Raw genomic sequence first — 14,868 nt, 5'->3', positions numbered from 1 at the left:
CGGGCTTGCGCAAGGCCGGCGGCGCTGCCTAAACTTGCCGCGCATGCCGCCGAGTCCGCCATGAGCAAAGCCCGCCACGTTTCCGAAACGCCCGCCACCCAGTTCCTCAAGCAGAACAAGGTCGCCTACACCGAGCACGTCTACGACTACGTCGAGCACGGCGGCAGCGGCGAGGCTGCCCGCCAGCTGGGGCTGGACCCGCATGTGGTGGTGAAGACGCTCGTCATGGAAGACGAGGCTGCCCGGCCGCTGGTGGTGCTGATGCACGGCGACCGCGAGGTCTCCACCAAGAACCTGGCGCGCCAGGCCGGGGCCAAGCGGGTCGCGCCCTGCCATCCCGACGTGGCGCAGCGCCATTCCGGCTACCAGGTGGGCGGCACTTCGCCGTTCGGCACGCGCAAGCGCATGCCCGTGTGGGTGGAGGCCAGCGTGCTCGAATGCCCGCGCATCTACATCAACGGCGGGCGGCGCGGCTACCTGGTGGGCATCGAGCCGCGCGTGCTGGTGGACCTGCTGGGTGCGAGGCCGGTGTCGGCGGCGCTGGAATAGCCCGCGCAGCGCGGTGCGGTGCGTAGTATTCCCATACCACCAGCAGGCTCGCCTCCGGCTGCACAATCGGCCTGCTGGGCAACGGCATTCCCTCGTCCGGGCAGGCCTGCCCGCACACCAGGAGACATCCATGAGCAAGAAGCTGCTGATGCTGGTCGGCGACTACGCCGAAGACTACGAGACCATGGTTCCCTTTCAGGCGCTGCAGGCCGTGGGCCATACGGTGCACGCCGTGTGCCCCGACAAGAAGGCCGGCGACAAGGTCGCCACGGCCATCCATGACTTCGACGGCGCCCAGACCTACAGCGAGAAGCGCGGCCACGACTTCGCGCTGAACCACGATTTCGCGCAGGTCGAGCCCTCGGCCTACGACGGCCTGGTCATTCCCGGCGGCAGGGCGCCCGAATACCTGCGCCTCGATGCGCGCGTGCTGGATATCGTGCGGCATTTCGCGCAGGCCCGCAAACCCATCGCCGCCGTCTGCCATGGCGCGCAACTGCTGGCCGCGGCCGGCGTGCTCGAAGGCCGCACGTGCTCGGCCTATCCGGCCTGCGCGCCCGAGGTGCGGCTGGCTGGCGGCACCTACGCCGACATCGGTATCGACCAGGCCCACACCGACGGCAATCTGGTCACGGCGCCGGCCTGGCCGGCCCATCCGGCGTGGATAGCGCAGTTCCTCGAGGTGCTGGGCACCCGCATCACGCACTGAGGGAGCGGCCGGCGGCGCAGGCTTGCCGCCGGCCTGCCCATGGCCGTACAGTGGCCGGGGAATCTCTGCGGGAGCCCGCCATGTGCGAAATCTTCATCCGTGCCGATCCGCGCTCGTATGCCTGCGAGACACGCTCGCTGCGCCTGCACGGCGCAGCCACCAGCGTGCGCCTGGAGCGTCTTTTCTGGAGCGTGCTGGAGGAAATCGCCGCGCGCGACGACATGCGCCTGCCGCAATTGATCGCGCGGCTGTACGACGAACTGGTCGCCTATCGCGGCGCAGCCGCCAATTTCGCGTCCTTCCTACGGGTGTGCTGCCTGCGCTACGCCATGCTGATGGCACAGGGGCGCATCCCGCACGACGTCGCCGTGCCGCTGCGCATGCTGGATCCGGCCGAGGTGCTGCGCGACCTGCCGGAAGGCCTGTGCGACGCGGCCATGCAGGCGGCCTGACGGCCGGGCCCCGCGCTGGCTCCGCAGCAGGGCCTTACAGCATCGCCACCTGGTTCTGGAGGATGCGCCGGATGCGCACCGCGTCGCCGATGCGCGAGAGCTTGCCCTGCGAGTCGAGCAGCACGATGGCCACGTTGCGGCCATCGATGCGCGCCATCATCACCAGGCATTCGCCGGCTTCGTTGATGAAGCCCGTCTTGGATACCTTGATGTCCCAGTCCGGCTTGCGCACCAGCAGGTTGGTGTTGCGGAACACCTGGGTGCGATCCTTGATCTCCACGGTGTATTCCGTGTCGGTGGAATAGCGGTGGATCAGCGGCTGCTGCGATGCCGCGCGCAGCAGGCGGGTGAGATCGCGCGGCGAGGAGACGTTGCGGCTCGACAGCCCGGTGGGTTCGATGAAGTACGTGCTCGTCATGCCCAGCGCTTGCGCCTTGGCGTTCATCGCCGCCACGAAGGCGCCCAGGCCGCCGGGATAGTGGCGCGCCAGCGCATGGGCCGCGCGGTTTTCCGAGGACATCAGCGCCAGGTGCAGCATGTCGGCGCGGCTGAGCCGGGTGCCGACCGACAGCCGCGACGAGGTGTGCTTGATCTGGTCCACGTCTTCCTCGGTGATCTCCAGCATCTCGTCCATCGGCAGCTGCGCGTCCACCACCACCAGCGCGGTCATCAGCTTGGAGATCGAGGCGATGGGGCGGACCACGTTCTCGTTCTTGGCGAACAGCACGGCCGAGGAGTCCAGGTCCTGCACATAGGCGGTGCTGGAGCGCAGGTCGGCGATGTCGCTGCCGATGTCGCCCGTGGCCGCCAGCGAGGCCTGGCGCACCATGGCCTGGCCGCTCGTGCTGCGGCTGGCCGCCGCCTTGCTGAGGGATTGCGTGGGGCCCGACCGGACCACGACCTTGCGCGTGGTGGCCTTGGTGGCGGTGCGGGTGGCAGCCTTCAGCGTGCGGCTCGAGGTACGCGTGGCGGTGCTCTTGCCGCTGGTCTTGGCAGTGGCTTTCGTGGCGGGCCGGCTCGTGGCCTTGGCGGTGCGGGTGGGGGTCTTGGCTGCCGTCTTGGCCGCCGTCTTGGCAGTTGCCGTCTTGGTGGCGGTCCGGGTGACGGCCTTCGTGCTGGCGGTCTTGGCGCTGCTGGTCTTGGTTGCCGCGCTGGTGCGGTCCGTGGATTTGGCCGCCGGCGTCGGGGCGGCGCGCTTGCTGCCGGCGGCCTTGGCCTGCTGGGCCTTGCAGGCCGACGACTTGGGTGCGGACTTGCAGGGGTCGGCGGCGGCCAGCGCCATGCGTGGTGCGCCGGCGGCGATCAACAGAGCGGCCGAGGCGGCACCGAATACGCGGGCCCAGGAAAATGCCATGATGTAGCGAACAGGATGAGGCAGGGAACGGCCCGCGTAGGCTTGATTTAAAAAAATCAAAAAAATTAGCGGGTTACGGGCGGAATTTAAACAGAAGTTTCAGCACTTCCGCAAGTGTTTGATGCGAGGGCCGGGTTTGGCGGCGCCGGCGCGGGTGCAGGGCTGCGCCAGGGGCGGTGCCGCGACGACGGGACTCGTGCTGGAAGGGGGGGAGAGTGGCCTCGCCGGGTGGAATCGAACCACCAATTGACCCTTAGGAGGGGCCGGTTATATCCATTTAACTACGGCGAGGCGTGCGCGACATGGCGGCAGGACGCAAGTCTACCAGCCGACGCGGGCCAGCCCAAATCGTCCTGCGGTATCCGTACCGGCGACGGCCGCAGTCACCGTACCGGTACGGGCGGGACTCTTGGTCTATCATGGATTCCCGCCCGGGGCGGGCGCTCCGAGGAGGGAGCGTGCCCCTTACCCTACCATTCCAGGCTGGACCATGTCCCAACCCGAATCCCAACCCATATCCCTGCGCATCGTGCTGCTGGGCACGCTGGTCGTGCTGCTCGCGATGGGCGTGCGCGCCACGTTCGGCCTCTTCATGCAGCCCATGGGGCTGGCGCACGGCTGGAGCCGCGAAGTGTTCTCCATGGCCTTCGCGCTGCAGAACCTGGTGTGGGGTGCCGCCTGCATCCTGATGGGCATGATGGCCGACCGCTACGGCTCCGGCCGCACCGTGGCGCTGGGCGTAGTGCTGTATGCCCTGGGCATGGTGGGCACGCGCTTCGCCACCGACGAGTTCACGCTGTACCTCAGCGCGGGCGTGCTGGTGGGCCTGGGCCAGGCCGGCACCACGTTCCCGGTCATCCTGCCGGTGGTGGCGCGCTCGGTGCCGGCCAGCTATCGCAGCACGGCCATGGGCATCGCCAGCGCCGGGGGCTCCATGGGGCAGTTCGTGGTGGTGCCCGCCGGCCAGATGCTGATCGACGGCCTGGACTGGAGCGGCGCGCTGTGGGCGCTGTCGATGCTGGTGGCGGTGGCGCTGCCCCTGGCGTATTTCCTGCGCGGGCGGCCCGCCAGCGCGGGCGGGCCGCAGCAGTCGCTGGGCAGCGCGGTGCGCCAGGCCATGGCGCATCCGTCGTTCCACTTCCTGTTCTGGAGCTATTTCGTCTGCGGCTTCCATACCGCCTTCATCACCCTGCACCTGCCGGCCTACGTGGTCGACGCCGGGTTGAACGCGGGCCACGGCGCCACCGCCATCGCCCTGATCGGCCTGTTCAATGTGTTCGGCTCGTACTATGCCGGCAAGCTCGGCGGCCGCTACAGCAAGAAGCGGCTGCTGGCGGGGGTGTACGCCATGCGCGCGATCGGCATCCTGGTGCTGCTGGCGCTGCCGCTCTCGCCTGCGGTGCTGTACTTCTTTGCCGCGTGGATGGGCGCCTTCTGGCTGGGCACCGTGCCGCTCACCCAGGGGCTCATCGGCCAGATCTACGGCCTGCGCTACGCCGCCACCTTGTCGGGCATCGCCTTCCTGGGCCACCAGATCGGCAGCTTCATCGGCGTATGGCTGGGCGGCTACGCCTATGCGCGCACCGGCAGCTACGATCCGGTGTGGTGGGCCGGTGTGGCGCTGGCTCTCGTGGCCGCCGTGCTGTGCCTGCCTGTGCGCGAACAGCCGGTGGCCGTGCGCGCCGCCGCCGTGTCCTAGGTATCGTCGCCATGGCGCATCCCCGCATCCGCAGGCTGGCCGGCGCCGTGGCGCTTGCCGCCGTGCTGGCCCTGGCGTTCTGGGGCTATCGCAGCCCGTCCCTGCGTGCCAGCTGGGAGGCCCTGGCAGCGCTTTGCGGCTTCTGATCCCGGCGCGCCGCGCGGTTATCCTACGGTCTTTCCGTTTACTGCCCGGCGCCGCAGGCGCTGCGGCGCTGCCGTCCAGGTCCGACGTCCATGTCGTATGAAGCCTCCGGGCGCCGCGAGCTGGCGCCGTACGAACTCGCCGCGCTGCCCGCCGACGGCACCCTGGTGCTGACGGTGAACAACCGCCTGGCGCGCCGCCTGGTGCTGGAGCTGGCGGGCCAGCTGCGCCGCGAACGCCAGGTCAGCGAACTGCCGCGCGTGTTGCCGCTGTCGGCCTGGCTGGGCGAGGCGGCAGACGAACTGGCCTTCCTGCCGGAGGCCGAGCTGCCGGCCTACCGGCTCGATGCCTTCGCCGCCCAGATGGTGTGGGTCGATGCCATCGAGCAGGAAGAAGCCGGACGGGTGCTGCTGGACGTGGCGCAGGCGGCCCGCCTGGCCGCCGACGCGGATTTCCTGATGGACGAATGGCGCCTGCGTGTGCCGGCCGGGGCAGACACCGACGAATACCGCAGCTTCGCCCGCTGGCGGATGCGCTATCGCCAGCGCCTGCAGGAAATCGATGCCGAAGACGCCAACCAGGTCTACGAACGCGTGCTGGCCTCGTTGCAGGCGGGCGACCTGGCTGCGCCGCCGCACGTGGTGCTGGCCGGTTTTGCCGACGTGTCGCCGCGCTTTGCCGCCCTGCTCGATGCATTCGCCGGGGCGGGCGCGCAACTTGCCTGGCTGGCGGACGCCGCGCGCACGCCGGCCCGCCCCGGCCGCTACAGCGCCCAGGACCACGGCGCGGAATGGCGCGCCGCCGCGGCCTGGGCCGCCGAGCGCCTGGCCCAGGACCCGGCCGGGCGCTACGCCATCGTGTCGGCCCAGCTCGAAGACGAATCGCCCTTCGCGCGCCGCGTCGTCGGCCGCGCCCTGGCTCCAGGCGGCCATGCCTTCAACGTGGCGGTGGGCCGGCCGCTGTCGGAATGGCCTGCCGTGCGGGCGGCGCTGGCTTGGCTGCGGGCGCTGGCGCAGATGGAGCATGCCGGCGCCGTGGACGTGTCCGCCCTTGGCGCTGCCCTGCTGGCGGGGCATTGTGCCGGCGATGCCGCGCAGGGTCATCATTACGCGGCGCTCGATGCCCGGTGGCGCCGCCAGGCGGTGGTGCAGCTGGATGCGGATCGCTGGCTGCACCATCTGGGCGGCACGCCGCTGGCCGACGCATGGCGCGCCGCGGCGCAGGCATGGCGCGGGGCATCCCGCCGCGCCGGTGCGGACGGCTGGATGCCGGTGATGCGCGCGGCCCTGGCCGCCCTGGGCTTCCCCGGCGAGCGGCCGCTCGACAGCGTCTCCTACCAGGTGGTCGGCGCCTTCGGCGAGCTGCTCGGGCGCTACGGCGCCCTGGCGCCCGCGGCCGGACTGCTCGACGGGCCTGCCGCGGTGCGACTGCTGGCGCGCGCGGCCGAGGCCAGCACCTTCCAGCCGCAGCGCGATCCGCTGGCCAGGCTGGATGTGCTCGGCCTGCTGGAAGCGGAGGGCGGGGCCTGGGACGGCATCTGGATGCTGGGCCTCACCGACGACGTGCTGCCGGCCTCGCCCAAGCCCAATCCCTTGCTGCCGCTGGCCGTGTTGCGGGCGGCAGGCGCTCCGCGCGCCACGCCCGAACGCGAGCGGCTATGGGCCGAGACGCTCTACGCGGCGCTGTGCGCCTGCGCGCCGGAGGTCGTCGTGAGCCACGCGCGCATGGATGGCGAACGCGAGCTGCGCGGGTCGCCGCTGATCGACGCGCTGCAGGAAACCGCCTGGCGTCCGCCTGCGCCGGTCCGTGCCGCGCCCCTGCCCCAGCAGGTGCTGCAGGACGACCGCGGCCCGCCGCTGCCCGCGGCGCAGGGCCAGGCAGCCGTGGCCGGCGCCACGGGCGGCCTGGACGTGCTCGACACCCAGGCGCGCAATCCCTTGTGGGCCTTCGTGCGGCATCGCCTGGGCGGCCGCGCGCTGGCCGATTATGCCGAGGCGGCGGCCATGCGGGTGCGCGGGGAGTTCCTGCATCGCGCCCTGGAGCTGGTGTGGCGCATGCTGCCCGACCAGGAGCGCCTGCACGAAGTCATGGCCGAGGGCGGTCTCGAGGAGATCGCTGCGCAGGCGGTGGCGCAGGCGGCCGACGAGCGGCTGTCCGGCTACCCCGCGGCGCTGCGCGAACTCGAGTGCCAGCGGGCGCGCGATGTGCTGGCCGGGTGGTTCGACCTGGAGGCGCGGCGCCTGCCGTTCGCCGTGGAGGAGGTCGAGGCCGACCGGCAATGGTCGCGCGGCGCGCTGGTCCTGAAAGTGCGGCTGGATCGCAAGGACCGCCTTGCCGACGGACGCGCGGTGATCGTCGACTACAAGACCGGCATGGCGCCGGCCAGTCCGGAAGCCGACTGGTCGCGCGAGCGGCCGGTCAATCTGCAGCTGCCGTTCTACGCCGCGGTGCTGGCGGGCGAATCGGCCGGCGACGAGGTGGCGGGGCTGGTGCTGGCGCAAGTGCATGCGCGGCAGGTGGGAGCGCAGGGCCTGGCCGACGCCGACCTGGGCCTGGAAGGCGTATCGGCCGTGCACGACAGCAGGGCGTTCGACGGCCTGGCCTGGAACGAGATCCTGGCGCGCTGGCGCAGCGCCATAGAAGGCCTGGCCGACGAGTATGCCTCGGGCTACGCCGCCAACCTGGCCGTGCGTCCCGACGATCTCAAGTATTGCGACGCGATGCCTTTCCTGCGCCTGCACCTGGATGCGGAGGACGACGAATGAGCGGCGCACGCCAGCCCTCCGATCACGCGGCGCGCGCCCGCGCACTGGATCCCCGGCACTCCTTCCTGGTGCAGGCCCCGGCCGGGTCGGGCAAGACCGAACTGCTCACCGACCGCATCCTGGCCCTCCTGGCCACGGTCGACCGCCCCGAGGAGATCGTCGCCATCACCTTCACGCGCAAGGCGGCATCGGAGATGCATGCGCGCGTGCTGGGCAAGCTGCGCGACGCGGCAGGCCCGCCTCCCGCGAGCGAGCACGGCCGGCGCAGCTGGGACCTGGCGCGCGCCGCGCTGGCGCGCAACGACGAACGCGGCTGGAACCTGCTGCAGCACCCGGCCCGCCTGGCGATCCGTACCATCGACTCGTTCTGCGCCGGGCTGGTGCGCAGCATGCCCTGGCTGTCCGAGCTGGGCGGCATGCCTGCCATCACGGACGACGCCGGCGCCCACTACGACGCGGCGGCGCGCGCCACGCTCGAGCTCGCCGACGATTTCGAGGACGTGCGCATCCTGCTCGCCCACCTCGACGTGGACACGCAAGCTGCCCGCGAAGCGATCGCCGCCATGCTGGGCCAGCGCGACCAATGGCTGCCGCTGCTGCGCCATGGCAGCAACCGCGAGGCCCTGCAGGACGCGCTGGCCGAAGCCATCGCCGAAGACCTCGACGCCTGCATGCAGGCCATGCCGTACGGCTGGCAGGAGGCGCTGTGCGGGCCCGCGCGCCTGGCAGCGTCCGTGCTGGACGAAGCCGGCACCGCACACAAGCTGGCCGCGCTGCGCGACTGGGATGCGCCGCTGCTGGCCCGTGCCGAACACCTGCCGCAGTGGCAGGCGCTGGCGCACCTGCTGCTCACCGGCGAAGGCAGGCTGCGCAGCAGCCGGGGCGTGAACAAGAACCTGGGCTTCCCGGCCAGGTGCGCGCACAAGGAGCCCTTCACGCAATGGCTCGACGCCGCCGACGAGTCCGCACGCTGGATCGGTATGCTGCATGCCTTGAGATCGGCGCCGCCGGCCGAATTCAGCGACGCGCAGTGGCGCGTGCTGGGTGCGCAGCTCATGACGCTGAAGCTTGCCGTGGCCCAGCTGCAGCTGCGGTTCGCCGAAACCGGCGAAGTCGATTTCATCGAGATATCGCAGCGTGCCGCCGCCGCGCTGGGCAGCGCCGACGATCCCGGCGAACTGCTGCTCAAGCTCGACGCCTCGATACGCCACCTGCTCATCGACGAGTTCCAGGACACCAGTCTCGCCCAGATCCAGCTGCTGGCCACGCTTACTTCCGGGTGGCAGCCGGACGATGGGCGCACGCTGTTCCTGGTGGGCGATCCCATGCAGTCCATCTACCGTTTCCGCAAGGCGGAGGTCGGGCTGTTCCTGCAGGTGGCGCAGCGCGGCATAGGCGAGATCGCCCCGGGGTTCCTGGCGCTCACCGACAACTTCCGGTCGCAGGCCGGCGTGGTCGAGTGGGTCAACGCCACGTTCCGCAGCCTGCTGCCCGAAGCGGACGATGCCGCGGCGGGCGCGATCAAGTACTCGGACTCCATCGCCTTCAATCCCGGCCTGGACGGGCCGGCCGTGCGCTTCCATGGCGCTTTCGCGCCCGAAGGCGAGGGCGTGGGCGCGGCCGACGAGACGGCCGAGCGCATCGCCGTGGACCTGGTGCGCCAGGCCCTCGCGCAGCGCGATCCCGCCAGCCGCCATCCGGTGGCCATACTGGTGCGCGCGCGCGGCCACCTGGGCCGGCTCGTCAAGCGCCTGGCGCAGGAAGGAATTCCGTGCCGGGCGGTGGACCTGGTGCCTCTGGCGCAGCGGCCGGTGGTCTCCGACCTGGTCCAGCTGGTGCGCGCCCTGGCCCATCCGGCAGACCGGCTGGCCTGGCTGTCGGTGCTGCGCGCGCCGTGGTGCGGGCTCACCCTGAACACGCTGCACGCCCTGTTCGGGCACGACCTGACTGCGCCGGTGCCGGCCTTGCTGGCCGAGGCGCTGCGCGAGCCGCGGCAGGCGGCGCCGGCTGCGCCGCCTGGCCAGACGCTGGATCTCTGGGACGCGCCGCCGGCCTCGGCGGGCTGCCGCGCCGCGCAGCTGCTGGATCCGGCCGAGCTGCAGCGGTTGCGGCACGTTGCCGCGGTGCTGCTCGACGACGCCAACTCGGCGGGCGCGCTGCCGTATGCCGCCTGGATCGAAACCCTGTGGCGCCGGCTGGGGGGCCCGGCTCTCTACGCCGATGCCGGCGCCGCCGAAGACGCCGAGAGCCTTTTCCTGCTGCTCGAACGGCTGGCGCCGCACGGCGGCCTCGATCCCGCCCGGCTGGACGCCGCGCTGGCACGCCTGTATGCCGCACCGGCGGCGGACGAGGAGGACGGCGGGGTCGTGGAGGTCATGACGATGCACAAGTCCAAGGGCCTGCAGTTCGACACCGTGATCCTCTACGGCCTGCATCGTTCGCCCCGCGGCGATCGCGCGCCGCTCGTCAGCTTCGAGCAGAGCGGCGAGCGCGTGCTGTTCGGTCCGGTCAAGCCGCGCGCCGAACGGCAGGCCGACCCCATCTCCCACTACCTCGCCCAGCGCGAGAAGCGGCGCGCCGCGTTCGAGACCGACCGGCTGCTGTACGTCGCGGCCACGCGCGCGCGCCACCGCCTGCACCTGGTCGCCAACGTGGCCCTGGACCCGCAGACCGGCGCCGCCAGGGCGCCGGCGTCCGGCAGCCTGCTGGCGCGGCTCTGGGACGCGCTGCCCGCGCATGAAAAGCAGCCGCCCGCCGACGGCATGCCCCTGCGGCCGCCCGAACGCGAAACGTACGCGCGCGGCGAACCACTGCGCCGCGTGGCCGACGCGGCGCTCGCCGAGCTGGCGGCCCGGCCCCGCGTAGCGGGCAATCCCGGATTCGCCGTTCCGCTGCCGGGCAGCCGGCAGTGGGGCCAGGGCGCCGACCATCCCGCCTGGCAGCTCGACGAAGCCTACGATGCCGCCATCGGCACGCTGGCGCACGCCTGGCTGGCGCGCATCGGGCAGGACGGCCCCCAGGCCTGGCCCGCCGGGACGCTGCGGCGGCGGCTGCCATTGCTGCGCAAGCAGCTCACCCGCGCCGGCGTGCCGGCAGCCCAATCCGAAGCGGCGGCCCAGGCCGTCCTCGACACCCTGCTTGCCACGCTGGAACATGAACGCGGCCTGTGGCTGCTGGGACAGTCGGGCGCGCGCCGCGAATGGCCGCTGATCGACGCGGCGGGCCGGGTATCGGTGATCGACCTGGCGCTCAGCACCGAGGACGGCTGGCTCATCGTCGACTACAAGACCGGCCGCCCGCATCCCGGCGAGTCCGCCGACGCCTTCGCCGACCGCATGCGCCGCCGCCATGGCGACCAGCTCGAGCGCTATTGCCGCCAGGTCCAGGCCCTGGACGGCCGCCCCGCCCGCGCCGCCCTGTATTTCCCCCGCGCGCAGGCGTGGATAGATCTGTAGCACCCCCACCTCCAACTTCCCATGCAGGCGCGTGTCGATAAACAGACCTCTCCATCAAGCAACACCCGCGATAAGAACCCCCACCTCCAACGCCCTCCCTCCCCAGGGGCGAGGGCCGGCGAGGGGGGCGTTCATGCAGCCCCAAGAGGGCCCGCCAACCGGAATTCGTCGCGAACGGCCCGGAGGGGCCGTTCTGCTCCATTCCCATGCAGGCGCGTGTCGATAAACAGACCTCTCCATCAAGCAACGCCCGCGATAAGAACCCCCACCTCCAACGCCCTCCCTCCCCAAGGGGGAGGGCTGGGGAGGGGGGGCGTCCATGCAGCCCCAAGGGGGCCCGCCAACTGCAATTCGTCGCGAACGGCCCGAAGGGGCCGTTCTGCTAGAATTGCAGTTGGCGGGCCCCTTCGCATGGTTCGACGGCGAACCTGGTCAGGTCGGGAACGAAGCAGCCATAGTCGTTCAGAGCCAGTGCCGGAGTAAGGCTCGCCTCCCGGCTTCCCCTAGGGGCGCCGTGTCGGCAGCGTCATGCGCATATTCCAGCGCGGCGTGCCGGCGCGGCGCCCCTTTCGCTTTGTCGGCCCGCCATGGGCTGCCGTCGTGCACACGACGCTGCGCGCAACTGGCTCTACAATCCGCCCATGACTTATCTGGTACTGGCCCGCAAGTGGCGTCCCCGATCCTTCGATACCCTGGTGGGGCAGGATCACGTGGTGCGCGCCCTGACCCACGCCCTGGATACCCAGCGCCTGCACCATGCCTGGCTGTTCACGGGCACGCGCGGCGTGGGCAAGACCACGCTCTCGCGCATCCTGGCCAAGTCCCTCAATTGCGAGACGGGCATCACGTCGCGGCCTTGCGGCCAGTGCCGCGCCTGTACCGAGATCGACGCGGGCCGCTTCGTCGACTACCTCGAGCTCGATGCCGCCTCGAACCGCGGCGTCGATGAAATGACCCAGCTGCTCGAGCAGGCGGTGTATGCCCCCGGGGCAGGGCGCTTCAAGGTCTACATGATCGACGAAGTGCACATGCTCACCGGGCATGCGTTCAATGCCATGCTCAAGACGCTCGAGGAACCGCCGCCGCACGTCAAGTTCATCCTGGCCACCACCGATCCGCAGAAGATCCCGGTCACGGTGCTGTCGCGCTGCCTGCAGTTCAATCTGAAGCAGATGCCGCCCGACGCCATCGTGGGCCACCTGCAGGCGGTGCTCGGCGAGGAGTCCATCGGCTTCGAGCTGCCGGCCCTGCGGCTCATCGCCCAGGCTGCCGGCGGCTCGATGCGCGACGCCTTGTCGCTCACCGACCAGGCCATCGCCTACAGCGCCGGCAACCTCACCGATGAAGCCGTGCGCGGCATGCTGGGCACCATAGACCAGCGCCATCTCGTGCGGCTGCTCGAGGCGCTCGCGGGCGGCGACGCGGGTGGCGTGCTCGCCGTGGCCGACGAGCTCGCCACCCGCGGCCTGTCGTATTCCGGGGCGCTGGCCGACCTGGCCGTCATGCTGTCGCGCGTGGCCATCGCCCAGCGCGTGCCGGGCGCCCTGCCGGCCGAGGACCCGCTCACCGCCGACCTGCAGCGGCTGGGGTCGGTGCTGCATCCCGACGCGGTGCAGCTGTTCTATTCCGTGGCGGTGCACAGCCGCGGCGAGCTCTCGCTCTCGCCCGACGAATACGCCGGCTTCGTGATGGCCTGCCTGCGCATGCTGGCGCTGAACGGCGACGCCGGCCCGGCCACTGCGCTGCAGGCGTCGCCTGCGCCGGCCGAAGCCGTGCCCGCACCCGAAGCCGTTCCCCAGGCCACGGCCGCATCGGCGCAACCCGCCGCGGCCGCGGCCCAGCCTGCCGCCAGGCCGCCCGCTCCGGTACCGGCCCGGGCATCCGCATCCGCACCCGCATCTGCATCCGCACCGGTCGCGCCGCCGCCGGCCGTGCAGGCGCCAGCGCCCGCGCCGGCAGCACAGCCCGCAGCCGAAGCGCCTGCCCCTGCTGCACCGGCCTCCGTCCCGCCCTGGGAAGACCTGCCCCCCGAGACAGCGGAACCTCCGGCTGCCACCGAAGCAGCCCAAGTCACCGAAGCCACCGAAGCCGCCGCGCAGCCGGGCGCGTCCGCCCCTGCCGAACCGCCTGTGTCCGCGGACGACGACGGCCCGCCGGCGTGGGTGGACGAGGCCATACCCGATGACGCCGATGCCGCCGGGGTGCCGGAGGCAAGCTACCTCGCCGATCCCGACGAGGAATTCGAAACGCTGGCCGGCGCCGAAGTCGAGCGTCCGGCGCCGGTCCGTCCCATGGCGCAGCCGGCGCGTCCGCGTACGCGCACGGCACGGATGCGGCTGTCCGACATGTCTGCCGCCGGTTGGCCCGAGCTGGCGGCGCGCCTGCCGGTCACCGGCCTGGCCGCCGAGCTGGCCCGCCAGAGCGAATGGGCCGGCGTGCAGGGCGACGCGGTCGTGCTGCGCGTCGCGGTCAAGACGCTGGCCGAAAGCGAGAGCCGGGTGCGCCTGCAGACCGTGCTGTGCGAACATTTCGGCCAGGGCCTGAGGCTGGAGATCGAAGTCGGCGCCACGGGCGACGGCACGGCGCATGCCGTGGCCCAGATCGAGCGGGCCGCCCGCCAGCAGGCTGCCGAAGACGCGGTGGCAAGCGATCCCTTCGTGCAGGCGCTGGTCACCGATTTCGGCGGGCGCGTGCTGCCCGGCTCGGTGCGCCACGTCGAGTCGCAGTCCGCCGCCTGACGCGGCGGCATGTCTTTTTCTTCGAGGAAACACCCATCATGATGAAGAACCAACTGGCCGGGCTCATGCGCCAGGCGCAGCAGATGCAGGAAAACATGAAGAAGGCCCAGGAGTCGCTGGCCGAGATCGTGGTCGAGGGCGCCTCCGGCGGCGGCCTGGTCAAGGTCACCATGACCTGCCGCCACGACGTCAAGCGCGTGGAGATCGATCCCAGCCTGCTGTCCGACGACAAGGACATGGTCGAGGACCTGGTTGCCGCCGCCTTCAACGACGCGCTGCGCAAGGCCGAATCCACCGCCCAGGAAAAGATGGCCGCGGTCACGGCGGGCATGCCGCTGCCTCCGGGCATGAAGCTGCCGTTCTGACATTCCCCGGCAGCCTTCGGCAGTTCTCATGGATTCCCAGCTTCCGGAACCCGAGCCCCTGGTCTCGCTGATCGAGGCGCTGCGCCGGCTGCCCGGCGTGGGCGTGCGCTCGGCCCGCCGCATGGCCTACCACCTGCTGCAGCATGACCTGCAGGGCGCCGAGATCCTGGGCCGCGCCCTGGCCGGCGCCGTGCAGAACCTGCGCCACTGCGCGCGCTGCAATGGCTTCACCGAAGCCGAGATCTGCGCCACCTGTGCCAATCCGCGGCGCGATCCCGCGCTGCTCTGCGTGGTCGAGACGCCTGCCGACCAGAACATGATCGAGTCCAGCCACGGCTACCGCGGCCTGTATTACGTGCTCATGGGCCGCGTGGCGCCGCTCGAGGGGGTGGGCCCGCGCGAGCTCGATTTCCAGCGGCTGCTCGAACGGGCCGGCGACGGCGTGGTGCAGGAAGTCATCCTCGCCACCAACTTCACCGCCGAAGGCGAGACCACCGCCCATTTCCTCAGCGAGGCGCTGGCCGGCCGCGGGCTGAAGGTCTCGCGCCTGGCGCGCGGCGTGCCCGCAGGCAGCGAACTCGAATACGTCGATGCCGGCACCATCGCCTGGGCGCTGATGGAGCGCCGCTCGGCCTGAG

At 71.4% G+C, this 14,868-nt stretch carries 11 protein-coding genes, 1 tRNA gene and 1 other RNA gene; 11 read left to right on the top strand and 2 right to left on the bottom strand.

What is annotated here, in order from left to right:
• Positions 1-60 precede the first annotated feature (60 nt).
• The 3 genes from ybaK (at position 61) to ACYBYQ_RS15435 (ending at position 1,710) form a co-directional block, all read left to right on the top strand.
• Entirely contained in the window at positions 61-549 is a 489-nt protein-coding gene (gene ybaK / locus ACYBYQ_RS15445) for a Cys-tRNA(Pro) deacylase (protein ID WP_459615168.1), read from the top strand.
• A gap of 130 nt (positions 550-679) precedes the next feature.
• The gene (locus ACYBYQ_RS15440) at positions 680-1,258 is read left to right on the top strand and encodes a DJ-1/PfpI family protein (protein ID WP_459615167.1); all 579 of its coding nucleotides are present in this window, start codon (positions 680-682) and stop codon (positions 1,256-1,258) included.
• 80 nt (positions 1,259-1,338) lie between these two features.
• Positions 1,339-1,710: a ribbon-helix-helix domain-containing protein gene (locus ACYBYQ_RS15435; RefSeq protein WP_459615166.1), complete on the top strand. Its 372-nt coding sequence runs from the start codon at positions 1,339-1,341 to the stop codon at positions 1,708-1,710.
• A gap of 34 nt (positions 1,711-1,744) precedes the next feature.
• Here ACYBYQ_RS15435 and pbpG read toward each other — a convergent pair whose 3' ends face one another.
• A complete protein-coding gene (gene pbpG / locus ACYBYQ_RS15430; protein ID WP_459615165.1) occupies positions 1,745-3,064 on the bottom strand; it encodes a D-alanyl-D-alanine endopeptidase in 1,320 nt (439 codons plus the stop codon).
• Between the two features lie 216 nt (positions 3,065-3,280).
• Positions 3,281-3,355: transfer RNA gene (locus tag ACYBYQ_RS15425), tRNA-Arg, on the bottom strand.
• A 199-nt stretch (positions 3,356-3,554) separates the two neighbouring features.
• Between ACYBYQ_RS15425 and ACYBYQ_RS15420 the strand changes: the two genes are divergently transcribed.
• The 8 genes from ACYBYQ_RS15420 (at position 3,555) to recR (ending at position 14,867) form a co-directional block, all read left to right on the top strand.
• Positions 3,555-4,763: an MFS transporter gene (locus tag ACYBYQ_RS15420; RefSeq protein ID WP_459615164.1), complete on the top strand. Its 1,209-nt coding sequence runs from the start codon at positions 3,555-3,557 to the stop codon at positions 4,761-4,763.
• Positions 4,764-4,774: 11 nt separating this feature from the next.
• Entirely contained in the window at positions 4,775-4,909 is a 135-nt protein-coding gene (locus tag ACYBYQ_RS15415) for a hypothetical protein (protein ID WP_459615162.1), read from the top strand.
• 90 nt (positions 4,910-4,999) lie between these two features.
• A complete protein-coding gene (locus ACYBYQ_RS15410) occupies positions 5,000-7,672 on the top strand; it encodes a PD-(D/E)XK nuclease family protein (protein WP_459615160.1) in 2,673 nt (890 codons plus the stop codon).
• Positions 7,669-11,127 (top strand): UvrD-helicase domain-containing protein, encoded by a 3,459-nt coding sequence (locus ACYBYQ_RS15405; protein WP_459615158.1) that lies wholly within the window; start codon positions 7,669-7,671, stop codon positions 11,125-11,127. The genes ACYBYQ_RS15410 and ACYBYQ_RS15405 overlap by 4 nt, the downstream gene beginning before the upstream one ends.
• Before the next feature lie 396 nt (positions 11,128-11,523).
• Positions 11,524-11,621, top strand: an RNA gene (ffs, locus tag ACYBYQ_RS15400) — signal recognition particle sRNA small type.
• A 147-nt stretch (positions 11,622-11,768) separates the two neighbouring features.
• A complete protein-coding gene (locus ACYBYQ_RS15395) occupies positions 11,769-13,865 on the top strand; it encodes a DNA polymerase III subunit gamma/tau (protein WP_459615156.1) in 2,097 nt (698 codons plus the stop codon).
• 38 nt (positions 13,866-13,903) lie between these two features.
• Positions 13,904-14,230, top strand: a complete 327-nt coding sequence (locus ACYBYQ_RS15390; protein ID WP_459615154.1) for a YbaB/EbfC family nucleoid-associated protein — start codon at positions 13,904-13,906, stop codon at positions 14,228-14,230.
• 28 nt (positions 14,231-14,258) lie between these two features.
• Positions 14,259-14,867 carry a recombination mediator RecR gene (recR, locus tag ACYBYQ_RS15385; RefSeq protein ID WP_459615153.1) on the top strand — a complete coding sequence of 203 codons (609 nt, stop codon included), beginning with the start codon at positions 14,259-14,261 and terminating at the stop codon, positions 14,865-14,867.
• The last annotated feature ends 1 nt before the right edge of the window (position 14,868 follow it).

Source organism: Bordetella sp. 2513F2, assembly GCF_054642735.1.
Note: the sequence above shows the minus strand (reverse complement) of the source record. Positions and strands in the feature narration are given on the sequence as shown.

Excerpts from the sequence above, each read along its gene's own strand:
- ybaK (WP_459615168.1), top strand. The coding sequence starts at position 61 with ATGAGCAAAGCCCGCCACGTTTCCGAAACGCCCGCCACCCAGTTCCTC.
- ACYBYQ_RS15440 (WP_459615167.1), top strand. The coding sequence starts at position 680 with ATGAGCAAGAAGCTGCTGATGCTGGTCGGCGACTACGCCGAAGACTAC.
- ACYBYQ_RS15435 (WP_459615166.1), top strand. The coding sequence starts at position 1,339 with ATGTGCGAAATCTTCATCCGTGCCGATCCGCGCTCGTATGCCTGCGAG.
- pbpG (WP_459615165.1), bottom strand. The coding sequence starts at position 3,064 with ATGGCATTTTCCTGGGCCCGCGTATTCGGTGCCGCCTCGGCCGCTCTG.
- ACYBYQ_RS15420 (WP_459615164.1), top strand. The coding sequence starts at position 3,555 with ATGTCCCAACCCGAATCCCAACCCATATCCCTGCGCATCGTGCTGCTG.
- ACYBYQ_RS15415 (WP_459615162.1), top strand. The coding sequence starts at position 4,775 with ATGGCGCATCCCCGCATCCGCAGGCTGGCCGGCGCCGTGGCGCTTGCC.
- ACYBYQ_RS15410 (WP_459615160.1), top strand. The coding sequence starts at position 5,000 with ATGTCGTATGAAGCCTCCGGGCGCCGCGAGCTGGCGCCGTACGAACTC.
- ACYBYQ_RS15405 (WP_459615158.1), top strand. The coding sequence starts at position 7,669 with ATGAGCGGCGCACGCCAGCCCTCCGATCACGCGGCGCGCGCCCGCGCA.
- ACYBYQ_RS15395 (WP_459615156.1), top strand. The coding sequence starts at position 11,769 with ATGACTTATCTGGTACTGGCCCGCAAGTGGCGTCCCCGATCCTTCGAT.
- ACYBYQ_RS15390 (WP_459615154.1), top strand. The coding sequence starts at position 13,904 with ATGATGAAGAACCAACTGGCCGGGCTCATGCGCCAGGCGCAGCAGATG.
- recR (WP_459615153.1), top strand. The coding sequence starts at position 14,259 with ATGGATTCCCAGCTTCCGGAACCCGAGCCCCTGGTCTCGCTGATCGAG.